Annotated in this window: 24 protein-coding genes and 1 pseudogene; 10 read left to right on the top strand and 15 right to left on the bottom strand. The window is 34.8% G+C overall.

The window, feature by feature from the left end; translation table 11 throughout:
• Positions 1-86: 86 nt before the first annotated feature.
• The 4 genes from ACEW8E_RS03165 (at position 87) to aroF (ending at position 2,611) form a co-directional block, all read left to right on the top strand.
• A complete protein-coding gene (locus tag ACEW8E_RS03165) occupies positions 87-566 on the top strand; it encodes an SH3 domain-containing protein (RefSeq protein WP_373478880.1) in 480 nt (159 codons plus the stop codon).
• 105 nt (positions 567-671) lie between these two features.
• Positions 672-941 carry a 30S ribosomal protein S15 gene (rpsO, locus tag ACEW8E_RS03160; protein ID WP_373478879.1) on the top strand — a complete coding sequence of 90 codons (270 nt, stop codon included), beginning with the start codon at positions 672-674 and terminating at the stop codon, positions 939-941.
• A 21-nt stretch (positions 942-962) separates the two neighbouring features.
• On the top strand, positions 963-1,436 hold the full coding sequence (locus tag ACEW8E_RS03155; protein WP_373478878.1) for a PAM68 family protein: 474 nt from the start codon (positions 963-965) through the stop codon (positions 1,434-1,436).
• A 116-nt stretch (positions 1,437-1,552) separates the two neighbouring features.
• Positions 1,553-2,611, top strand: a complete 1,059-nt coding sequence (aroF, locus tag ACEW8E_RS03150) for a 3-deoxy-7-phosphoheptulonate synthase (RefSeq protein WP_373478877.1) — start codon at positions 1,553-1,555, stop codon at positions 2,609-2,611.
• 118 nt (positions 2,612-2,729) lie between these two features.
• Here the strand turns inward: aroF and ACEW8E_RS03145 are convergent, their stop codons facing one another.
• The 4 genes and pseudogenes from ACEW8E_RS03145 to ACEW8E_RS03130 all read right to left on the bottom strand — a co-directional run bounded on the left by ACEW8E_RS03145 (position 2,730) and on the right by ACEW8E_RS03130 (position 5,719).
• Positions 2,730-2,936: a hypothetical protein gene (locus ACEW8E_RS03145; protein WP_373478876.1), complete on the bottom strand. Its 207-nt coding sequence runs from the start codon at positions 2,934-2,936 to the stop codon at positions 2,730-2,732.
• An 81-nt stretch (positions 2,937-3,017) separates the two neighbouring features.
• A pseudogene (locus ACEW8E_RS03140) lies at positions 3,018-4,274 on the bottom strand (calcium-binding protein); the annotation flags it as partial.
• 32 nt (positions 4,275-4,306) lie between these two features.
• Positions 4,307-5,200: a calcium-binding protein gene (locus ACEW8E_RS03135; protein ID WP_373478875.1), complete on the bottom strand. Its 894-nt coding sequence runs from the start codon at positions 5,198-5,200 to the stop codon at positions 4,307-4,309.
• 153 nt (positions 5,201-5,353) lie between these two features.
• A complete protein-coding gene (locus tag ACEW8E_RS03130; protein ID WP_373478874.1) occupies positions 5,354-5,719 on the bottom strand; it encodes a DUF4332 domain-containing protein in 366 nt (121 codons plus the stop codon).
• Positions 5,720-5,926: 207 nt separating this feature from the next.
• Here ACEW8E_RS03130 and psbB point away from each other — a divergent pair, with 207 nt between their 5' ends.
• From psbB to ACEW8E_RS03110, 4 genes are all read left to right on the top strand, one after another.
• A complete protein-coding gene (psbB, locus tag ACEW8E_RS03125; RefSeq protein WP_373478873.1) occupies positions 5,927-7,459 on the top strand; it encodes a photosystem II chlorophyll-binding protein CP47 in 1,533 nt (510 codons plus the stop codon).
• Between the two features lie 88 nt (positions 7,460-7,547).
• A complete protein-coding gene (locus tag ACEW8E_RS03120; RefSeq protein WP_066342826.1) occupies positions 7,548-7,643 on the top strand; it encodes a photosystem II reaction center protein T in 96 nt (31 codons plus the stop codon).
• A 251-nt stretch (positions 7,644-7,894) separates the two neighbouring features.
• Positions 7,895-8,371: a transcriptional regulator NrdR gene (gene nrdR / locus ACEW8E_RS03115; protein WP_373478872.1), complete on the top strand. Its 477-nt coding sequence runs from the start codon at positions 7,895-7,897 to the stop codon at positions 8,369-8,371.
• 443 nt (positions 8,372-8,814) lie between these two features.
• A complete protein-coding gene (locus tag ACEW8E_RS03110) occupies positions 8,815-9,870 on the top strand; it encodes a 30S ribosomal protein S1 (protein ID WP_373478965.1) in 1,056 nt (351 codons plus the stop codon).
• Positions 9,871-10,204: 334 nt separating this feature from the next.
• On the opposite strand, the gene ACEW8E_RS03105 is transcribed toward ACEW8E_RS03110, so the two are convergent.
• The 4 genes from ACEW8E_RS03105 to cobM form a co-directional block, all read right to left on the bottom strand.
• Positions 10,205-10,594 (bottom strand): type II toxin-antitoxin system VapC family toxin, encoded by a 390-nt coding sequence (locus tag ACEW8E_RS03105; protein ID WP_373478871.1) that lies wholly within the window; start codon positions 10,592-10,594, stop codon positions 10,205-10,207.
• The gene (locus tag ACEW8E_RS03100) at positions 10,594-10,821 is read right to left on the bottom strand and encodes a type II toxin-antitoxin system Phd/YefM family antitoxin (RefSeq protein ID WP_373478870.1); all 228 of its coding nucleotides are present in this window, start codon (positions 10,819-10,821) and stop codon (positions 10,594-10,596) included. Before ACEW8E_RS03100 ends, ACEW8E_RS03105 begins: the two co-directional genes overlap by 1 nt.
• 246 nt (positions 10,822-11,067) lie before the next feature.
• A complete protein-coding gene (gene gcvH / locus ACEW8E_RS03095; protein ID WP_373478869.1) occupies positions 11,068-11,466 on the bottom strand; it encodes a glycine cleavage system protein GcvH in 399 nt (132 codons plus the stop codon).
• 223 nt (positions 11,467-11,689) lie between these two features.
• Positions 11,690-12,457, bottom strand: a complete 768-nt coding sequence (gene cobM / locus ACEW8E_RS03090; RefSeq protein WP_373478868.1) for a precorrin-4 C(11)-methyltransferase — start codon at positions 12,455-12,457, stop codon at positions 11,690-11,692.
• 435 nt (positions 12,458-12,892) lie between these two features.
• On the opposite strand from cobM, the gene fusA reads away from it, so the two are divergent.
• Positions 12,893-14,986, top strand: a complete 2,094-nt coding sequence (fusA, locus tag ACEW8E_RS03085) for an elongation factor G (protein WP_373478867.1) — start codon at positions 12,893-12,895, stop codon at positions 14,984-14,986.
• A gap of 42 nt (positions 14,987-15,028) precedes the next feature.
• Here fusA and ACEW8E_RS03080 read toward each other — a convergent pair whose 3' ends face one another.
• The 5 genes from ACEW8E_RS03080 to ACEW8E_RS03060 all read right to left on the bottom strand — a co-directional run bounded on the left by ACEW8E_RS03080 (position 15,029) and on the right by ACEW8E_RS03060 (position 18,986).
• Positions 15,029-15,175, bottom strand: coding sequence for a pentapeptide repeat-containing protein (locus ACEW8E_RS03080; protein WP_373478866.1), 147 nt, complete (start codon positions 15,173-15,175; stop codon positions 15,029-15,031).
• 1 nt (position 15,176) lies between these two features.
• On the bottom strand, positions 15,177-15,989 hold the full coding sequence (locus ACEW8E_RS03075) for a pentapeptide repeat-containing protein (RefSeq protein WP_373478865.1): 813 nt from the start codon (positions 15,987-15,989) through the stop codon (positions 15,177-15,179).
• Between the two features lie 249 nt (positions 15,990-16,238).
• The gene (locus tag ACEW8E_RS03070) at positions 16,239-17,252 is read right to left on the bottom strand and encodes a DMT family transporter (RefSeq protein ID WP_373478864.1); all 1,014 of its coding nucleotides are present in this window, start codon (positions 17,250-17,252) and stop codon (positions 16,239-16,241) included.
• A gap of 108 nt (positions 17,253-17,360) precedes the next feature.
• A complete protein-coding gene (locus tag ACEW8E_RS03065) occupies positions 17,361-18,542 on the bottom strand; it encodes an RNA-guided endonuclease InsQ/TnpB family protein (protein WP_373478863.1) in 1,182 nt (393 codons plus the stop codon).
• A 108-nt stretch (positions 18,543-18,650) separates the two neighbouring features.
• Positions 18,651-18,986: a hypothetical protein gene (locus ACEW8E_RS03060; RefSeq protein WP_373478862.1), complete on the bottom strand. Its 336-nt coding sequence runs from the start codon at positions 18,984-18,986 to the stop codon at positions 18,651-18,653.
• Positions 18,987-19,052: 66 nt separating this feature from the next.
• Here ACEW8E_RS03060 and ACEW8E_RS03055 point away from each other — a divergent pair, with 66 nt between their 5' ends.
• Positions 19,053-21,572 carry a glycogen/starch/alpha-glucan phosphorylase gene (locus ACEW8E_RS03055; RefSeq protein ID WP_373478861.1) on the top strand — a complete coding sequence of 840 codons (2,520 nt, stop codon included), beginning with the start codon at positions 19,053-19,055 and terminating at the stop codon, positions 21,570-21,572.
• A 111-nt stretch (positions 21,573-21,683) separates the two neighbouring features.
• Here the strand turns inward: ACEW8E_RS03055 and ACEW8E_RS03050 are convergent, their stop codons facing one another.
• The gene (locus ACEW8E_RS03050; RefSeq protein ID WP_373478860.1) at positions 21,684-22,373 is read right to left on the bottom strand and encodes a glycoside hydrolase; all 690 of its coding nucleotides are present in this window, start codon (positions 22,371-22,373) and stop codon (positions 21,684-21,686) included.
• A 137-nt stretch (positions 22,374-22,510) separates the two neighbouring features.
• The gene (locus ACEW8E_RS03045) at positions 22,511-23,206 is read right to left on the bottom strand and encodes a sugar transferase (RefSeq protein ID WP_373478964.1); all 696 of its coding nucleotides are present in this window, start codon (positions 23,204-23,206) and stop codon (positions 22,511-22,513) included.
• Between the last annotated feature and the right edge of the window lie 331 nt (positions 23,207-23,537).

The following is a 23,537-nucleotide window of genomic DNA, read 5'->3' as shown; positions in this document are numbered from 1 at the left end:
AAAATAGTGATTTTGTGTAACTTCCAAAGTCTTAATAATATAACTAACTGTTCATTGTTCACACCATTAAATCTTATATGTCAACTATGAATCCATCAAGTCTATTTCAATTTATTATTGGTTTTTTCTTAGGTATAATCTTATTCGGTGCTGGAATAGCAGGAGGAGCTTACTTTTTCCTTACTAACGTAGCAGGAAATACCTCTAAACCAGTATTCTCAGAAGAAAAACCCTCCAAAGAAAAAGAAACAAAACCCTCTGCTGCTGTTACCAAAGAAGAAACAAAACCAGCACCAGTAGAAACAAAAAAACCAGAGCCTGAAAAACCCGTAGAAACTTTACCAAAAGGAGCATATAAAGCAACAGTAACATGGTCAACAGGTTTAAGTTTACGTTCAAATCCTAGTAAAGACTCAGAAAGAGTCGGAGGAGTTGGTTATAATTCAGAATTAATTATTTTAAGTACCAGTAATGATAACCAATGGCAAAAAGTGCGTATTCCTAATAGTGGGGAAGAAGGTTGGATTAAATCAGGGAATGTCAAAAAAATAGTTGATAATGAATAATTGAAAGGAGGAAAAACCTTAAACCTTTTTTATGATTTCTTTTCAATTCTTAACATCAAGATATGATATAATGTTAGATTGCAGTATTTAAACTTTTAAAGAAAAATGAGCTTAACCTTAGAAAAAAAACAAGAAATTATCACAGAATATCAAGTACATGAAACTGATACAGGATCATCAGCTTTACAAGTAGCATTACTTACCGCTAGAATTACTCAACTTACCGAACACTTAAAAGTTAATAAAAAAGATCATTCTTCTCGTCGTGGACTTTTAAAAATCATCGGTCAACGGAAACGTTTATTAAGTTACATTAAAAAAGAAAACGTCCAAGGTTACCAAGACTTAATCAAAAAGTTAGGTATTCGTGGTTAAAATCCATATTTATAAATAATCATGCCATCGTCATCAAATCGAGATTCCCTACCTTTTGAACCAAAAAAGAATAACAAAATCACCAAAAAACCCTCCCATAATCCCCTAGAAAAGTCAACAAACTTATCGAGTAAAGATTCTCAGGGTAAAAAACAAAGTACATCCGAGGCGGCAATTCCCGAAGTAATTAGCAACAGAATGTTAAAAAGAATCGCTATTTTTAGTGGTATTCCCACAGGAATGGGTATTTTTACATTTTTTGCTTCTTATGTTGTCGTTACCCAAAAATGGTTAAAAGTACCGAATACAGCAGTTTTGTTAGTGACGATGGGTTTATTTGGGTTAGGTGTGTTAGGTTTAAGTTATGGCGTTCTTTCCACATCTTGGGATGAAGAAAGAGAAGGTACTTGGTGGGGTTGGTCAGATTTTACCGTCAATTTTCGTAGATTTACTTCTGCTTGGAAAAATGCTCGACAAGAGTCTATTAATAAATAATTAATTATTCAGCTATTTTGAACGAGTCACTTCCTAGAAAATACTTACACATAAAAAATTAACAACTATAACCAAATACTCGCCTTAGCATATTAATTCATAAAGGTAAATCAATTATGATCGTTGTAATGAAAGTGGGAACTCCTGAAGTCGAAATTAATCGTATTGGAGATGAATTAACCACCTGGGGTTTAGCACCAGAAAAAATTATCGGACAAAGTAAAGTAGTTATTGGTTTAGTGGGAGAAACTGCTTCCCTTAACCCAGAACAAATTCAAGAAGTAAGCCCTTGGATTGAAACCGTTTTAAGAGTAGAAAAACCTTTTAAACGAGTTAGTTTAGATTATCGCAATGGACAACCTAGTGATGTAGTTGTCTCAACTCCTAACGGGGAAGTAGTTTTTGGCTTAAATCATCCCATCGTTATCGTAGCAGGTCCTTGCTCCGTGGAAAACGAAGAGATGATCGTGGAAACTGCCATGAGAGTCAAAGCAGCAGGGGCAAAATTTTTAAGAGGTGGAGCTTATAAACCTCGTACTTCTCCTTATGACTTTCAAGGTCATGGCGAAAGTGCATTAGAACTACTAGCCGCCGCTAGGGATGCTTCTGGATTAGGTATTATTACCGAAGTAATGGACACTGCGGATTTAGATAAAATTGTCGAATACGCTGACGTGATCCAAATTGGGGCAAGGAATATGCAAAATTTCTCCCTGTTAAAAAAAGTTGGCGCACAACCTAAACCTGTCTTACTTAAAAGAGGTATGTCTGCAACTATTGCTGAATGGTTAATGGCAGCAGAGTATATTCTTGCTGGGGGAAATACCAACGTTATTCTTTGTGAGAGAGGAATCCGCACTTTTGATAGAGAGTATGCTCGTAATGTACTAGATTTATCTGTGATTCCAGTTTTACGTTCTTTAACTCATCTACCCATCATGATTGATCCTAGTCATGGTACAGGTAAAGCGGAATATGTACCTAGTATGGCTATGGCTGCCATTGCTGGAGGTGCTGATTCTCTAATGATAGAAGTACACCCAAACCCAGCGAAAGCCTTATCGGATGGCCCACAATCCTTAACCCCTGATGCTTTTGATCGTTTAACGACAGAATTAGCAGTAATAGGAAAAGCCGTTCAGCGTTGGGAAACCTCTGTACCTGTTTTAGTTTAGCTTTAGAAAAAAGTCCCCATAACTGGGGATTTAGGAGAGAAAAAATAAGAAAAGGGTTTCATTGAGTTAGAAACTACAACCCATCAAAGAAATCCCACTGAATCAAATTTGCTTTTTGTTAGTTAAAGAATAACGTACCACTACTACCCGTTGCTAAGTTATTGGTAGTAAAGTTGTCAAATTCAAGCAACCTAGCTAGTAGATCCCCCGTACCAAAATTAGGATCTCCTGCTCTGCCGTTACCTAATCGTAGTTCAGTATTAAAACCAATTTTCACAACATCTATATTAGCGATGCCTGTAAAGAAGAATTGATCATTGATCATAAATTCAGTAATCGTATCACTACCATCACCCGAACGATATAATAATCTATCAGTATCTGTGGAACTATTCCCAAGAAATAAAAGATCATTTCCTTTACCTCCAGTTAGAGTATCAACACCCCTTCCACTATTGATAATGTCATTACCATCACCACCAAAAATTTCGTCATTACCAGCATCACCATTGATAGTGTCATTCCCAACATCACCACTGATACGATCATTCCCATTACCACCTTCGATACGGTCATTACCATTATCACCATTGATAGTGTCATTACCATCATCACCACTGATACGATCATCATCATCACCACCTAAGATACGGTCATTACCATCATCACCATTGATAGTGTCATTACCATCTCCACCTTCGATACGATCATCACTATCACCACTACTAATAATGTCATTACCGTTACCACCAAACAGACTGTCACGGTCAGTACCAGCTAAGATAATATCATTACCATCATCACCATTGATAGTGTCATTACCAGCCCCACCATTGAGAATGTCATCACCATCACCACCACGGATACCGTCATTACCATCACCAACAAAGATTGTGTCATTACCGTTACTACCATTGATACCGTCATTACCATTACCTCCTTCTATAGAGTCATTACCGTTACCACCATTGATACCGTCATTACCCTCACCACCTTCTATAAAGTCATCACCGTCACCACCTTCGATGTCGTCCCCACCATTACCTCCTTCTATAGAGTCATTACCTGTACCTCCCTCAATAGTGTCATTACCATCACCACCTAAAATAGTGTCATCATCAGCTCCACCATTGATACGGTCATTACCATCGTCACCGAAGATATGGTCTTCACCGTCATCACCATTGATAGAGTCATTACCCGTACCACCATTGATAGAGTCATTACCGTTACCACCAAAGATAGTGTCATTATCAACACCACCATTGATAGAGTCATCACCATCACCACCATTGATAGTGTCATTACCACCATAACCGAAGATCTGGTCATTACCAGCATCACCATTGATAGTGTCATTCCCACTATTGCTTAAGATACGGTCATTACCATCACCACCATTGATAGTGTCATTATTATCACTACCTACGAGAACATCATTACCCCCTTGACCGAAGATAGTATTATTACCCGTTCCACCATTGATAAAATCATCACCATCACCACCATTGATAGTGTCATTACCAACATCCCCTAAAATACGGTCATTACCATCACCACCGTCAAGATTATCATCACCAATACTACCATTGATAGTGTCATTACCAACATCCCCTAAAATACGGTCATTACCATCACCACCGTTAAGATTATCATCACCAATACCACCATTGATAGTGTCATTCCCAACATCCCCTAAAGGTCATTACCGTCATCACCGTTAAGATTATCATCACCAATACCACCATTGATAGTGTCATTTTCATTACCACCATTGATAGCGTCATTCCCAACACCACCATTGATAGAATCATTACCACTATCACCGAAGATACGATCATTACCTTCATCACCATTGATAATGTCATGACCATCACCACCTATGATAATGTCATGACCACCATCACCATCGATTGTGTCATTTCCGACACCGCCATTTATAGAATCATTACCAGCGCCTCCGAAAATTTCGTCATCACCGCCATCACCATTAATCGTGTCATTATCATTTCCTCCTAAAATTGTGTCATTGCCAACACCTCCAAAGATTTCGTCACTACCAGCATCACCTAGTATAGAGTCATCACCACTATCACCATTGATAAAGTCACTACTATCACCACCATTAATTGTGTCATTACCGACACCACCGAAAATGCGATCACGCCCCGTACCGCCTTCCATCGAGTCATCACCAACGTCACCTACGATAAAGTCATCACCAACGTCACCAAAGATAGAATCATTATCTCTACCCCCTAACAGACTGTCATCTCCGTTACCTCCACGAAGAATATCATCTCCATTTCCCCCACGAAGGGTGTCATTTCCAATATCTCCAGTAAGTATGTCATTACCTTCATCACCATTTATTACATCATCACCATCATCTCCTGAAATAACATCAATACCGTTTTCTCCATTAAGGGTATCATTGCCATCTCCACCGTTGATAATGTCATCATTACCCAGGGCATCAACAGAATCATTCCCGTTATTACCAAAAATAATATCTATAGAAGTTGATCCTGTAATGAAATCGTCATCTATAGTTCCGTTGATTAAACCTGAGCCTGATATTCTAGCCATAAAAAATTATTAATCCTAACACTTTTAGTTATAACTATTATAAGATGTTAAAAACATAATAAAAAACTATTTATTCTTAATCTATAGCCAAGAAGATTAAACCTAAAATCTTTATGAAACGGAAGTATTATTAATTGTTTTCGCTTCTTTAATTCAAGTTTGCACAAGAGAAACAGATGGACATAAATCTTTTCTTCGTAAAGTAGCAACTTGTAGCCTTAATATTTGTCGATGTAATTGAGAAGTCGTCATTTCGCTTAATTGAGCAGTAGAAAGAATACCTGAATGTAAAATTAAGCCACAATATTTACTTCCGACACTCTCTACACGAGATAAATCAGCTAAAGCAATCCATTTGAGGACATTTTTCAGATTTACTCCCATTTTAAAGGCTAATTCCTGGGGTTTTTGACTATTTACTCTCAATTTTAATAATTCTAAATTAGTATTTATACCTAGAGATTTAAGACCTTTTACGTCTATCCGACTTATACCCGGCAAATTTTCGATGTCAATCATTCTCAATTTTGAAATTTTAATGGTCAATCAAAAAAAATATCTTGCCATAAGTTCTAAGAAAAGATAAAATTTTTAACATAAAATTAAGATCATAGGGATATTCTATCAAAAAACAATTTTGAGAAGCAAAAACCCTGAAAGGTTATTGTAAACTAGATCTATTCCCACGTTTAGTAAAAATCACATTAATTAGGAGGAGCGTAGTCAATGGGGCTACCTTGGTATAGAGTACACACAGTAGTAATTAACGATCCGGGTCGTTTAATTTCAGTACATTTAATGCACACTGCATTAGTGGCAGGTTGGGCTGGATCAATGGCTTTATACGAATTAGCCGTTTTTGATCCTAGTGATGCTGTTTTAAATCCTATGTGGAGACAAGGGATGTTTGTTCTTCCCTTCATGGCACGTTTAGGGGTAACAGGATCTTGGGGTGGTTGGAGTATTACGGGCGAAACAGGTATTGACCCCGGCTTTTGGTCTTTTGAAGGTGTAGCGATCGCACACATAGTTCTTTCTGGATTACTTTTCTTAGCGGCTGTATGGCACTGGGTATTCTGGGATTTAGAACTATTTACCGATTCTCGTACTGGTGAACCAGCCTTAGATTTACCTAAAATGTTTGGTATTCATTTATTCTTATCTGGTTTACTCTGTTTTGGTTTCGGTGCATTCCATTTAACTGGATTATGGGGACCTGGAATGTGGGTATCAGATCCTTATGGCTTAACGGGTCACGTTCAGCCTGTAGCACCAGAATGGGGACCTGCTGGTTTTAATCCCTTTAACCCCGGCGGTGTAGTAGCTCACCATATCGCAGCAGGTATCGTTGGTATTATTGCAGGTTTATTCCATTTAAGTGTTCGTCCTCCCGAAAGACTTTATAAAGCCCTTCGTATGGGGAACATTGAAACTGTACTTTCTAGTAGTATTGCCGCCGTGTTTTTTGCAGCGTTCATCGTAGCAGGAACAATGTGGTATGGTAACGCAACTACTCCAGTAGAATTATTTGGACCAACCCGTTATCAATGGGATCAAGGTTACTATCAACAAGAAATTCAGCGCCGAGTACAATCTAGTATTGCTAGTGGTGCTACTGTAGAAGAAGCATGGGAAGCAGTTCCTGAAAAATTAGCTTTTTATGATTATGTTGGTAATAGCCCCGCTAAAGGTGGTTTATTCCGTACTGGTGCGATGAATAAAGGTGACGGCATCGCTCAAGGTTGGTTAGGACATCCTGAGTTTAAGGATAAAGAAGGTCGTGTATTAAATTTACGTCGTCTTCCTAACTTCTTTGAAACTTTCCCGATTGTTTTAACCGATGTTGATGGTGTTGTCCGTGGAGACATTCCTTTCCGTCGTGCTGAATCAGCTTTAAGTGTTGAACAAACTGGTATTACAGTTACTTTCTTTGGAGGAGATTTAGATGGTAAAACCTTTACAGATCCTCTCGATGTTAAACGTTATGCTCGCAAAGCACAATTAGGTGAACCTTTTGCCTTTGATACTGAAACCCTCAATTCTGATGGTGTATTCCGTACCAGTACTCGTGGATGGTTTACCTTTGGTCATGCTTGTTTTGCATTACTATTCTTCTTTGGTCATATTTGGCATGGTGCGCGTACTCTCTTCCGTGATGTATTCGCAGGGGTTGACCCAGATTTAGATCCAGAACAAGTAGAATGGGGATTATTCCAAAAAGTTGGAGATAAATCCACTCGTCGTGCAGAGTCTGCATAATTAATTTTCCGACAAGGAATGGAAGGAAATCAATTTTCTTTCTATTCCCTTTTCAATAGAATTAACAAAATAATAATAGAGGAAAAAAATGGAAAGTGTTGCTTATATTCTTGTGTTAGCGATGATGATTACAGTATTGTTTTTTGCTGTGGCATTTCGTGAACCTCCAAAAATTCAAAAATAGATATTTCAGATTAAGGCAGTGAAACTTATTTTTTTTACGCCTTAAATAATAAAAATATTAAAAGTCTTTTTCACCTATCTTCATTAAATCATCAATTTAGTTAAGATAGTACAGAAAGAGGCTTTTTTTATGAAAAGATGTTTCTAAAGTTATTTCATTCTGAAACCTATAGGAGTTTTACTTAATCCTTCTGTAGTTATTTTTTAATCAGAAAATCTCTTATTAATTTTGTCTAAATACTAATAAAAATTATGTTATGTCCTTCTTGTAATTACGAAAATACTAAAGTGTTAGAGTCTCGTAACACCGAGAAAGAACAAAGTATTAGGCGCAGGAGAGAATGTTTAAACTGTCATCATCGTTTTACCACTTATGAAAGAATTGAATTTGTACCCATTACCGTAATCAAAAAAGATGGTAGTACAGAATCATTCGATCGCTCAAAAGTAATCAGAGGAATAGTTCGCGCTTGTGAAAAAACAGAAATAGAAGCAAAAATAATAGAATCTTTAGTAGAAAAAATTGAATCTGACATTGAGGAAAAATCCCCAAGAGAAATAACGACTCAATACATCGGAGAATTGGTTTTAAGTCATTTAAGTCATCTTTCAGAAGTTGCTTATGTTCGATTTGCTTCTGTTTATGGTCAATTTACCAATATAGAAGATTTTGTAGAAACCTTAAAAGAATTACAAAATAAACAAAAAAAGATTGAAGACGATAATTAACTGAGGTTACTCAAAGCAAAATATTATTTAGGTATTGGATATTAGATATGAGGTATGAGGTTTTAGCTTTAAAATACAAGTTTTTTAAAATTTTGCTCCTTTTTAATGTTAGAGTAGATAATTGTCTATCATTAGTCAATCAATTTTTCCTAAAAGGAAATAAGTCAAAATTCAACTGATCGAAAAGATTAACTGTAAAAAGTAAAAAATTAGATCGGGTGGTGTCTAGTTCACGATGTATGTATGAGGCATACGGAGCTAATCAAAAGAAAATTTTTTCCAAAAATTAGTAACTATGAAAACTTATCAATGATAGAAATAGTAAATTTTATATTAATACCTATGTCTATCTAATCAGTAAACTTGAATAAACCTAAGTTTCTGAGGAGGGATTCAAAATTATCGTCATAACAAATAAATTAAAGAAAATAGAAGAAATGCCTATGGTCACTCAGACACAGACTCTAAACAATAATATTGGCTTTACTCATGAAGATTTTGCTGCTCTTTTAGATCAGTATGATTATCATTTCAGTCCGGGTGACATCGTTGCTGGAACTGTTTTTAGTATGGAGCAAAGAGGTGCGCTAATCGATATAGGAGCTAAAACCGCAGCTTATATTCCTGTTCAAGAGCTTTCGATCAATAGAGTTGATGATCCTAAAGAAGTATTACAACCTAACGAAACTAGAGAATTTTTTATTCTTACTGATGAAAATGAAGATGGTCAATTAACCCTTTCCATTCGTCGTATAGAATATATGCGCGCTTGGCAAAGAGTTCGCCAATTACAAGAAGAAGATGCCACCGTTTACTCTAATGTCTTCGCTACTAATCGAGGCGGTGCATTAGTCAGAGTGGAAGGTTTAAGAGGTTTTATCCCCGGTTCTCATATTAGTGCTAAAGATACTAAAGAAGATTTAGTTGGGCAAGATTTACCCCTCAAGTTTTTAGAAGTTGATGAAGAACGTAATCGTCTTGTGTTAAGTCATCGTCGTGCTTTAGTTGAACGTAAGATGAACGGTTTAGAAGTTAGCCAAGTGGTCATCGGTTCAGTGCGCGGTATCAAACCCTATGGTGCTTTCATTGATATTGGCGGTGTTAGTGGTTTATTACATATTTCTGAGATTTCTCATGATCATATTGATACTCCTCATAGTGTCTTTAATGTTAATGATGAATTAAAAGTGATGATTATTGACTTAGATGCAGAAAGAGGACGTATTTCTCTATCTACTAAGCAATTAGAACCAGAACCGGGTGATATGCTCAAAAACCGTGATTTAGTTTTTGAAAAGGCTGAAGAAATGGCTATAAAATTCAGAGAAAAATTATTAGCTGGTGAAACAGAAGCTGCGAAAGTAGATCCTGCTGAATTAGAAGGTATTTCTGCTGAGGAAGAAGTAATCATCGAAAATATTTCTAGTGATGATGTTTCTACGGTAGAAACTAACGACACCACTGGTGAGGAAGAACTCATCCCCACTGCTACAGAGTAGTTTTTAAAGATAACAAAAAATCTCCGTTGTATTTTTCAATTTTTATACATTGATTAAAACTCAACGGAGATAATTGCTTTTATCCCCCAAAATTATGTAGTTATATTACACATCAAAAATATTCTCTACCTTTGTTTGAAAGTAATCAGAAAAAAATTTTGGCGTTGCTGAATCAAGGTATGAAAATAAAAACTCAACAATCTGGAATACGTAACTGCCGAGGTATAGAGAAAATAGAAGCAGTGGAAAAAAAGATGATAAAATGATTTCTATGATGATAGAAGAACAAAACCTCAAAATAATTGCCTTAGAGAAAGACCTCGGCAGTTATAATTTAATCCCAAATAATTTGTATATCATAAGGAGCAAAAGCTGTATCTTTACTTATTATAGGCATTTTTTCTACTATGCTTTGAGCAATTAACAATCTATCAAAAGGATCATTATGATAAAAAGGTAAACGAGTTATTGTTGATATTTGTTTAAAATTTATTGGTAAAAGTTTATAGTCTTTTAATGTTAACTTTTCTTCAATATATTCTTCTAAAGGCAAAGCTAATGTTAACTTTCCTTTACTTTGTTTAATGCCCATTTCCCATATACTTACTAAACTAATGAATTTAGTTTCTTCCTCATTTTCCATTAATAGCCTTACTTTATCACTCAATTTAACATCCCCTGAGAAAAACCAAATTAGAGCATGAGTATCTAATAAATAGTTCATTATATATATTCTTGAAAATCGTCTAATGGTTCATCAAAGTTGTCACTAATAGCAATAATATCTTTATCACTGCCAAATAATGGAGAACGTTTTTTTTCTTGTTTTATTGAGCTTAATTTAACTATAGGTTGATGATTTTTAGTAATAATAATATCTTTCCCTTTAGCGGCTATTTCCAGTAATTGATTAATATGCAATACTGCTTGATCTATTTCAATAGTTTCCATTTCTTTCTATTATTTTAGATATTTTAGATACATATTTATCATAGCTAATTTTTTCTAATTTCTAACACGAGAAGAAAGTATGACGTTGCTGATTTTGAGTATGATTTATATTTATTGGCGTGCAGCTTTGCTGTGCCAGAGGCATAGTTAAATAGTAAGTATTCCAGATTGTTGAGTTTTTATTTTCATACCTTGATTCAGCAACGCCCACCAACACCAAAATTTAATTGTTAATTATTGATTGTTTTACTCTTCTTCAGGTTCAACTAAAGATTTATACTCATCGGCGGAAAATGTATCTTCTAACTCATCGTCGGGATTATCTAATCTAACTTTAATTAGCCATCCTTCACCATAAGGATCATCTGCTATCATTTCAGGAGATTCAATTAACATCTCATTACGGTCAATTACTGTACCAGAAACGGGAGCATAAATTTCCGAAACCGCTTTAACTGATTCAATTGTACCAATATTATCTTCAACACCAATGGCATCGCCTAATTCTGGTAGTTCGAGAAAAACAACATCTCCTAATTCTTCTATGGCAAAGGCACTAATACCGATAGTAGCAATTTCACCGTCTAAACGGACATATTCGTGAGAATCAAGGTATCTTAAATCATCAGGATATTCTAAACTCATGTCAAATAAATTTTATCTATAGATCCATAACTAATTATTCATGATCAATGGAGAATTGACAATTAATAATCTCCATAAAAACATTTTTTACTCTCTTACAATGAAAATTATCAACCTTAATACTAATTTTTACTTCAATCATTTTCATGAAACCTGAAACCTGAAATCTATTAAAACCTAACAAGTTAATGAGGGTAAATTATAAAATAAATACTTAATCATTTCATTTTGGACGAAATAAATGAGAATGTTCAGGGTGATATAATCGAGAGCGAAATTCATAATCTGAGAGTTTTTTTAATGCTGGACTGATAATATACATAGTTGTCCTAATTAAGTTATTATCTTCTGTGGCGATCGCCATATCTGTTAAAGGTACAATCATAATTTTTTCATCTTCCCAACCAACCCGATAACATACAGCCACAGGAGTATCAGGAGGATAATGTTCTAATAAATCCTCTTGAGCTTTGCGTATATGACGAGCGGCTAAATATAAACACAGACTAGCCTGATGAGCCGCTAAACCCCTCAATTCTTCCTTTTCTGGGACGGGGGATGCACTACCACTAACTCTCGTTAAAATGATAGTTTGCACTAAATCAGGGATAGTTAATTCACTACTAATTTTGGCGGCGGCGGCCTGATAAGCACTAATACCGGGTATCAATTCAAAAGGAATATTTGCCTCGGCTAATTGTCTCATTTGCTCATGAATGGCACTATAAAGGCATAAATCTCCCGACTGAAGTCTTACCACCGTTAAACCTTCCTTAACTTTTTCAATCATTAAAGGCACAATTTTTTCTAAGGTTTGATTACCCGTAGCAATTAATTGGGCGTTAGGTTTAACATCTTTTAAAATTTGTTTTGGCACTAAAGAATCTGCATATAAAATAACATCAGCTTGTTGTAAAATTTTATAGGCTTTAACTGTTAATAAATCTGGATCTCCTGGCCCTGCACCGATAAAATAAACACCTGATTTCATGTTATTTTCTTGTGTACTTAATGATAATTTTTTTATTTTTAACCTAAAATTGAATAATATGAAAAGTTTTTTCAGTCAAAATATTCATTGGTAATGATTTAACTTTAATTATTTTTAAGATCTTTTTTTTCAGATTTACTCTAACTTCAAATGCTTTCATCTATTTTTCTTTGACATTCTCAAATAATAACGTAATTTGAGACATTGGTTGTTCATGGTTAAATTACCTCTTTCACATTTTGTTACAATCATTTATGATAATTAAGTGAGAGATAAAAATAAATGTCTTTCAAAAGAATTTTCGTGCCTAGAAATATGATAAATTCTAAAATCGGTGTTGTTTAAATCAAAACTACACTTAACTCCCTTCAGAATCACTCTTAAGAGAAAATCCGACGGATTCTGACTCGTTTAACTAATATAGAAAAACTTATTATGGCAAAAGATCTCAGTAAATATAGAAATATAGGCATTTTTGCTCACGTTGATGCAGGTAAAACCACAACTACAGAAAGAATCCTTAAATTAACAGGTAAAATCCACAAAATTGGTGAAGTACATGATGGTGCAGCTACGACTGACTTCATGGAGCAAGAACAAGAAAGAGGTATCACAATCCAATCCGCCGCTACAAGCTGTTTTTGGAAAGATTATCAATTTAATATTATCGATACTCCCGGACACGTTGACTTTACTATCGAAGTATATCGCTCTTTAAAAGTACTTGATGGCGGTATTGGTGTATTTTGTGGATCTGGTGGGGTTGAACCTCAATCCGAAACTAACTGGCGTTATGCGAATGATTCTAAAGTAGCTCGTATTATTTATGTTAATAAATTAGATCGTACTGGTGCTGATTTTTATCGTGTCGTGAAACAAGTTAAAGACATTTTAGTAGCAACTCCTTTAGTCATGGTATTACCCATAGGCGTGGAAACTGAATTTAAAGGTGTGGTAGATCTTCTTACTCGTAAAGCGTGGATTTGGGATGATTCAGGAGATCCTTTTGCTTACACTATCGAAGAAGTTCCTGAAGATATGAAAGATGATGTAGAACTATATCGTGAACAGTTGATTGAAACTGCCGTTGAGCAAGATAATGACTTAATGGAAAAATATCTCGAAGGTGAAGAAATTGCCATTGAAGATGTTAAACGTTGTATTCGTAAAGGTACTCGTGATCTAGTTTTCTTCCCTACTTATTGTGGTTCTTCCTTCAAAAACAAAGGAGTACAATTAGTTTTAGATGGTGTCATTGACTATTTACCTGATCCGACAGAAGTTAACCCTCAGCCTGAAGTTGACTTAGAAGGTAATGAAACTGGGACTTTTGCCATTGTTGATCCCGAAAAACCTTTACGCGCTTTAGCTTTCAAAATCATGGATGATCGCTATGGTGCTTTAACTTTCACCCGTATTTATTCGGGAACTCTCAATAAAGGCATGACAATTCTTAATACCGCTACGGGCAAAACTGATCGTATTGGTCGTTTAGTGGAAATGCACGCCAATGATCGCATTGAAATAGATTCTGCACAGGCAGGAGATATTGTCGCTATCGTGGGTATGAAAAACGTGCAAACTGGTCATACTCTATGTGATCCCAATGAACCAGCTACTCTTGAACCGATGGTATTCCCAGATCCCGTTATTTCCATTGCTATCAAACCTAAAAATAAAGGTGGTAATGAGAAAATGGGTCTTGCTCTTAGTAAAATGGTACAAGAAGATCCTTCTTTCTACGTTGAAACAGATCAAGAAAGTGGCGAAACTATCATTAAAGGTATGGGTGAGTTACACCTTGATATTAAAGTGGACATCCTCAGACGTACTCATGGGGTAGAAGTTGAAGTCGGTCAACCTCAAGTAGCTTACCGTGAATCTATCACAAAAGTAATTAATGATAGTTACACTCACAAAAAACAATCTGGTGGATCTGGTCAATTCGGACGTATCGACTATACTGTACAACCGGGAGAACCGGGTACTGGCTTCCAGTTTGAGTCTAAAGTTACTGGTGGTAATGTACCCAGAGAATTTTGGCCAGCAGTACAAAAAGGTTTCCAAGCTAGTATTGTTAAAGGTGTGTTAGCTGGTTTCCCTTGTGTTGACTTAAAAGTTACCTTAACTGACGGTGCTTTCCACGCAGTGGATTCAAGTGCCATCGCCTTTGAAATTGCAGCAAGAGCGGGTTATCGTCAATCAATTCCTAAAGCCGGTCCTCAATTATTAGAACCGATCATGAATATAGACGTATTCACTCCTGAAGATCACATGGGTGATGTTATCGGAGATCTTAACCGTCGTCGTGGCATGATTAAATCTCAAAGTACTAATCCTATGGGAGTAAGAATCAAAGCTGAAGCACCTTTAAGTGAAATGTTTGGTTATATTGGTGATTTAAGAACTATGACTTCTGGACGTGGTCAATTCTCTATGGAATTTGATCATTACGCACCTTGTCCTAAAAATGTAGCTGATGAAGTTATCAAAGCAACTAAAGAGCGTGAATTAGCTGCTTCTAAATAAACTGTCGGGTGGGCATTTGCCCACCATCATGACTAATTTTTGTCAAGGATGAATTGAACCATCAGGCATAATAGTACTCCTAAGATTAACACCGTTTAAAGCGCTGTTGCGTAAATTTGCACCTTTTAAATCGGCGGAGAATAAAGAACCATCAATCATAGTAACACGATGTAAACAACTTTCTACCAAATTAATTTTTTCTAATAAAGCGTAACAAAAAATACAGTTTTTTTAGGTTCGTATCTTGTAGGTTTGCCATTCTAAGATCTGCACCCACAAAAGTAATCTTATTTTTATGGGATGATTTAATGTTTAATTCTGATAGTTTGACTTGACTGGTATTAGTATTATGTAAAACTGCCCCTGTGAAATTTGCTCCCCGAAGATTAGCTTTTTCTAAATTAACTCCTTGTAAAATTCCTTCACTTATATCTGCATTACGGAGTTGACTAAACTTTAAATCTGCATAATTCAAATTAGCTTCTGTTAAATCACAACCTTGAAGATTAGCTTCTGATAAATCTGCACGGCTAAAATCTGCCCCAGTTAAAATCACTCCGCTTAAATTTGCTCCCCTTAAATCTGCCCGAGTAAAATTAGCACCAGCAAAATTAGCCCTCGTTAAGTTACAGTTTTGCAAATTACTATAACTAAAATTAGTGTTTGCTAATGAAGATTTACTGAGATTTCCGTGACTTAAATCTACATTACTAAGATTTGCACCGTTTAAATTTACCCAACTTAAATCAGCATAACTGAGAGCTGCATTAGTTAAATTAACACCAATTAATTTTGCACTAATCATGCGAGTGTGAGTCAAATCTGCCCGACTAAAATTTGCACCGCTAAAGTCACTACCGCTCAAATTTGCCCAATTCAAATCGGCTCTAGTTAAGTCTATTTGCGTTAAATTAGCTTGAATTATATCTTCTCTGGATAAATTAACTTGACTAAAATCTTTTTGTCCTTGATCATATAATCTGAGCATTTCATCAGCATTCATGCTAAAAAACTATTTTTTTTAATAACATTATTTAACAATATTAATAATTAGGGGTTGCCTCATCCCAGAGTGATAAAGTTAGACAATAAGCAATTAACAGTTTTTATATTAATATTTATCGCTTTTTTCCCAAATATTCTTCTAATTATATTTGAGATACTAACTTTTAAAAATATTTGTTTATAACTTTATTTAAAAATCAAATTGACATTAAAATTATTCTTTTCTTTAGTAGTTTTATCTCTCCTATTAATATTTATTTATAAATAGTTTTTTTTGAATTTTATCTAAATATAAAGTAAATTTTTCTTGGGTAAAAAACTTGTGAATTTGTTCTCTTTGATTAATTAAATAAATACTGACTAAAGTTAAACTCACTCCTTGCCATTGTAGATCCGAAAGTGTTTCTTTTAGTAATAAATTTCCAAAAGTTAAGGCAAATATAGGAGTTAAAAAGGTTAAAGCACTTAAACTGGTTAAATTTCCCTTAGAAGCTAAGAAAAAGAATAAACCGTAGGCGATCGCACTACCAAAAATAGTAGCATAGGTAATAGAGAACCATGCAGTCAAATCAAGATTAATCCATTGAGAAGTTTCAAAGCGAAAACTAAGGATAAATAAAGCAAATCCTCCTATAACTAAATGCCAACCCGTAGCAACGACAGGATCAACATGACGAGAGATATAAGGTATCATCACAGTACCGATAGCCATGGAAAAGGAAGCAAGTAACATCAACCATTGTCCATTATCAAATAAATCTTGCCAACTAAACTCATTACTGGTGAAATTACCTTGCCACCAATTTAAAATCAATTCATCAGGTAAACCAATTAAACTAATCCCGATAATACCAATAAATAATCCTAACCATCCCCAAAAACCAATAATTTCTTTAAATAACCAACGGGATAAAATCGCTACAGCTAAAGGCTGAGAATCAATCATAACCGAACCTAAACCCGCATCTGTGCGCATTAAACCTTCACCGAGAAACCCTTGAAACATCAAGCCATCCACCAGAGAAAATAACCCTATCCATAGCCATCCCAATGGGGTTATGTGCTGATATTTGCCTAAAAAAATGGCTACTAATAACACTAAAATTCCTGCGGGGAAAATTCTTATTCCTGCCATAAATAGCGGCGTTGTTTGATGAATAACTCCTTTCATTGCTACCATAGCTGTGCCCCAAAGAAAAAAAGGTGCTATCAAGATAATTGGGGCAAAAAATGATGAATTATAATTAAGTTTAAATTGCATTAAGAGACAATATTGCGATGATTTCGTCTATGAGTTACATTTCTTTATCTTAATTTAACTTGAGTGTGAACTACCATACACCAAATCAAAGATTATGATGTAGGCTTCCTACCCAGAAACTAGCACAGTAGTAGATTTCTTACGTCCTCTATTACTGCGTCTTACAGTTTGACGATAGGCTTTATCCCCCGTTCCAGAGGTCTGTAGTATTCGTATTGCTTCATCTCGGATGTTAATTGCCGCATTTACGTCTCTGTCATGCTTTGTGCCACATTTTATACAAATCCAGTATCTTACATCTAGTGGTAAGCTACCTATTTTGTTTAAACACACATGACAAGTCTTTGAGCTTGGGAAAAATCTATCTACTTCAATGTAAACTTTTCCTTCAAATTCGGCTTTATATTTAAGCATCGTACAGAATTGTCCCCAGCCTACTTGCTGTATTGCTTTGGCTAGACAGTGGTTTTCCATCATACCTTTAACATTCAGATTCTCTACTGCAATAATTTGGTTGTCATTTACTATCATACGAAATAGTTTGTGCAGAAAATCCTCACGGCAATTAGTGATTTTTTTATGGACTCTAGCAACTTTTAATCTTGACTTATTTCGGTTATTTGAACCCTTTTGTTTCCTAGATAATTGTTGCTGTTTTCTCTTTAAATTAACTTCATGTTTTTTCAGTATTTTAGGATTATTAAATTTACTCCCATCACTGGTAATACAAAAATGCGTTAAACCCAAGTCAATCCCGATGACTTTACCTTCTGTTGATATTTCAGGTTTATCTTTACCGTCATCAACAAGGATAGAAGCATAGTATTGATTACAGCAGTTTTTAGTAATAGTAACAGTCTTAATTTTTCCCTCAATAATACGATGAAATTTTGTATAAATTAAACCGATTTTAGGAACATTTAAACAGTCATTTTCTACCTTAACATTTGCTGGATATTGCAAAGATTGTTTACCATGCTTACATTTAAAATTGGGATATTTAGCCCGTTTTTCAAAGAAATTATTAAAAGCAACACCTAAATTTAAACAAACTTGTTGTAAACATTGAGAATAAGTTTCTGATAACCAAGCAGTGTCTTCCTGTTTCTTTAATTGAGGAAGTAACTTTTTGACATCATAACTAGATAATCCTTTACCTGTGGCTTGGTAAGTTTCATTGATCAAATTAAGAAAATGATTCCACACCCATCTACAAGAGCCAAAAGCTGACGCTAGAAGCACTTTTTGAGATGTATCTGGATAAATTCTGACTTTGATAACTTTAAGCATTTAAGATAAATTCTTTTTAATATAATTTATGTTAACGTAATACTATGATTTTATGCAATGCAATAGACCTTGACGGCGATTCCTGCCGTAGGCACTGCGTAGCAGCCCTCACACTGATTTTAGTGGGTGTTTTTTTGAAAAATACAGTGTAAGGCTTCGAGCCGTTGAAGCTAAATTCAATAGAAATAGGAGATAGGAGTTAGGAGTTAGAAAGGAAATGGGGAAAAATATTGAATAGCCTATAAATTTATTCTTTAAAAACCCAAAGCCCAAAGCCCAAAACCCAAAGCCCAAAACCCAAAGCCCAAAACCCAAAGCCCAAAGCCCAAAGCCCAAAGCCCAAAGCCCAAAACCTGAAACCTGAAACCTGAAACCTGAAACCTGAAACCTGAAACCTGAAACCTGAAACCTGATATTCAAAGCATCAAACTTAAGTTTCATCATAAAAAAATAGCGTGATTGAGAAAAAATCGTATAACCTTAAATGTATATAAAGTATGGAAAATAAATATGACCCAACAACCTACCACAGAATTACTTTGTACCCCTACTATTAAGGTAGAAGACGATCGCACAGGTATGAGTTCAGAAACCCTGAAACGAGCGTTTTTAGATAACCTTTTTTATATTCAAGGTATTGATCGTTCAGACGCATCTAATTACGATTATTATGTAGCCTTAGCCTATACTATTCGAGATCGGTTATTACATCGTTTTATCAAAACTACTAATACTTATAAAACGAATCCCCAGACGAAATTAGTTTGTTATTTTTCGGCCGAATTTTTGATGGGTAGATATTTAGGTAATAACTTAGTAAACCTTGATATTTACGAACAAGTTGAAAAAGTTATCGCTGAATTAGGTTTGAATTTAGATGAATTAATCGAGCAAGAACCAGATCCAGGGCTAGGAAATGGCGGTTTAGGGCGATTGGCAGCGTGTTTCCTTGATTCTTTAGCAAGTTTGGAAATTCCTGCTATTGGTTACGGTATTCGCTACGAATTTGGTATTTTCTTTCAACTTTTACGAGACGGTTGGCAAGGAGAAATGCCTGATAACTGGTTAAGATTTGGTAATCCTTGGGAATTAGCCCGTCCTGATGAAGCAGTACCTGTGAAGTTGGGTGGCTATACTCAAGGTTATTATGATAGTAAAGGACATTATCGTGTTTCCTGGATACCTGAGCGCACGGTTTTAGCTATTCCCCATGATACTCCTGTACCCGGTTATAAAACTAACACTGTTAACCCCTTGAGATTATGGAAAGCAGAAGCTAGTGAAGAATTTAACTTTGAGGCTTTCAATGCTGGTAATTATGATCGCGCGGTAGAAGAAAAAATTAACTCTGAAACCATCTCAAAAGTACTTTATCCTAACGATAACACCCCAGCAGGAAAAGAATTAAGACTTGCTCAACAATATTTCTTCGTTTGTGCATCCTTACAAGATTTAATTAGTCTTCATTTACGCAATAATAAAAATCTTGATAATTTTCATGAAAGAGTCGCTATTCAACTTAATGATACTCACCCCGCCATCGCCGTTGCTGAATTGATGCGTCTATTTGTCGATGAACATGGTTTAGACTGGCAAAGATCATGGTATATTACCCAAAAAACCTTATCTTATACTAACCATACCTTATTACCTGAAGCCTTAGAAACATGGGATGTCAGCTTATTTGAAAAACTCCTCCCCCGTCATTTAGAAATCATTTACGAAATCAATCATCATTTCCTTTCTGATGTACGCACATGGTATCCCGATAATGAACAATTACTCTCTCAAGTGTCCATTATTGGTGAAGGTAACGGCAAAAAAATTCGTATGGCTAATTTAGCTTGTGTTGGTAGTCATGCCATTAATGGTGTTGCCGCTTTACATACTAAATTACTCAAACAAGATACTTTAAACGCTTTTGCTTTTCTTTGGCCTGAAAAATTCTACAATAAAACTAATGGTGTAACTCCTCGCCGTTGGATGGTATTAAGTAATCCTAAATTAGCACAACTTATAACCTCAAAAATTGGTGACGGTTGGGTAAAAGATTTAAGCCAAATTCAGCAAATTGAAAAATATATCGATGATGCTGATTTTTGTCGTCAATGGCGTGATATTAAACAAGCCAATAAGCAAAGATTAGCAGAATATATTTTCAAACAACGGGGTATTGAAGTTGATGTTAACTCCATTTTTGATGTGTTAGTCAAAAGAATTCATGAGTATAAACGTCAACATTTAGACGTTTTAAATATTATTACTCTTTATAATCGCATCAAACGTAATCCAGATCTTAACATTGCACCCCACACCTTTATTTTTGGCGGAAAAGCTGCCCCCGGCTACTTCATGGCGAAATTGATTATTAAATTAATTAATAGTGTTGCTGATGTAGTTAATAAAGATCCAGATATTAGAGGACGTTTAAAAGTTGTGTTTTTACCTAACTTTAACGTATCTTTAGGACAAAAAATTTATCCTGCTGCTGATGTTTCTGAACAAATTTCCACCGCTGGAAAAGAAGCCTCTGGTACTGGTAATATGAAATTTGCCATGAATGGTGCATTAACTATCGGTACTTTAGATGGTGCTAATATCGAAATTCGGGAAGAAGCTGGAGAAGAAAATTTCTTCTTGTTTGGTTTAACTGCTGAAGAGGTTGCGACAACTAAGGCTAATGGTTATAACCCCCGTCATTACTACGAAAATAACTCAGAACTACGAGAAGTAATTGATCGTATTGCTGATGGTTATTTTAGTCACGGTGATACTCAAATGTTTAAACCTATTGTTGACTCTTTGTTATACGATGATCAATATATGTTATTAGCTGATTATCATTCTTATATTGAGTGTCAGAAACAAGTGGCGATCGCCTATCAAGATCAAGAAAAATGGACAAGAATGTCAATTCTCAATAGCGCTCGTATGGCTAAATTCTCTAGTGATCGTACTATAAATGAGTACTGTAATGAGATTTGGAATGCCAAACCTGTAAAAATCGACTTAGAAGATTATCAAGGATAAATACATTAGTTGACGTTGACATTTAATACATAATAAGGGTTGAGCAATGTTCAACCCCTACAAAATCTTTTTTTCCTATCTCCCTATTCCACTAAAATTTTATGTATATACTTAGGTTTTATTGGCTAATTCTTCTTTAAGTAATTTTTTATAAATTTGTGGTAAATATTGAGACATGGAATTATTTTCGATACCGTAACCTAAACTTGTCCATGTTGGGGATAATAATTTTAAAACTTGTTCAATTTCCCCTTTTTTTAATAATAAAGTAATATCTGTATTCCATGAGTGAGAATCTGTGAGCCAATTATATAACACTTCATCTTGAAATTCTGGCTCAAAACTATAATCTTTCCACAGTAGAAACTTTGAAGGATGAGGATGATATTCTGCTGCTTTTTCTGCCCAAGTAGTATTTAAGAATTGGTATCTTCCCGATGCCGTGGTACATTTTCCTTCATTGGGGCCATTTTCGATAGTCACACAAATATCAGGATGTTTACTCAAATCACTCACATATTTTCCGCTATAAATAACATGGTAAGGATTAAGATAATTCGATTCACTAGCACTAATAGTGCGCATTAATGCCCTAATATAAGGATTACCCCCTTTCATTACTAATGGTGGGCTTCCATAGAGACTAGAAATAAAATGTTGACTGGCTTTTTTGATAGGGTTTTTTTTCTCTTGAATTAAAAAATTGATTAATCCTGATAGCATGATTAAAAGGATAATGGTTTTCAGAGAATTGCTGAGTAGAGAGGAAAAATTCTGTTTCTCATTACTTAAATTAGTCATACTATCTATCTATTACCGTAATCACTCAATTTAAAAGTTTATCCATATAGTAATAGTATAATAATTTATGATCTCAGTGGATCTTGAAAAGAAGAAATTATCAATTTTTAACTATTTATTTAACTTCTCAAAAAAATCTAATGTGCTCCTTTTCGATGCAATACGACTTTTATGGTTGCTAAAATTAAACTTATATCGTACCAAATAGACCATTTTCTTTGATAATCAAGATCTAATGATACTACTTCTTCAAAATCATCCACTAAAGAGCGTCCATTTACTTGCCATTCTCCTGTAATACCCGGTTTAACTCTTAATCGTAACCAATGACGTTCATTATACCATTGCACTTCATCTGGGGTAGGAGGGCGAGTGCCTACTAAACTCATCTCTCCTGTTAATACATTCCAAAATTGAGGAAATTCATCTAAGCTCGTTTTTCGTAAAAAATGTCCTACCTCCGTAATGCGAGGATCTGCATTATTTTTAAATATATGCCCTTTTGCTTGGTTTTCTACTAAGTGTTTCTTTTGATCCGCATCGTTATACATTGAACGAAACTTCCAAATACGGAAAGGTTTTCCTTGTAATCCGCATCTAATTTGACTATATAAAATTGGCCCTTGACTATTTTTTTTAATGGCGATCGCTACGGGAATAAAAATTAAGATTGTAATAAATAATCCCACTAAAGCACCGATAATGTCAATAATTCTTTTGATTTTACTATGGGCAGAAATATGCACAGATAAATTAATATTAGATGAACAATTTTTAGAAAAGGAAAACAGAGAAGATACATTTTCTAACATAGTGTTTGAGAAAAGCATAATTATGTAGATACTCCAAAAGGGCTGGATTTATATATCAAATTATCAAAATTTTTACTTTTGAGTGGATACTTTTTGAAATTTATTCTCAAAGTCAAATTTTAGAAAATTTACATTATTGGAATAGAATAAAACTTAAAAAAATCACAATTAACTATAAACAAAAATATTATATTTAAACGACTTAAAATAATCTATAATGTTTACATTTTAATGATTTGCTGTTTTTTAGAGTTAAAATATTACTATAATGATAAAAGATTTATTGCATCAGTAAAAAAATTGATTCTTCATTATAAAATACCCTATTTTTTAGTAATCTTAACCTCTATTT

The organism is Geminocystis sp. (assembly GCF_041753295.1).
Classification (GTDB): Bacteria; Cyanobacteriota; Cyanobacteriia; order Cyanobacteriales; family Cyanobacteriaceae; genus Geminocystis.
This window is presented reverse-complemented; position numbering and strand designations above follow the sequence as displayed.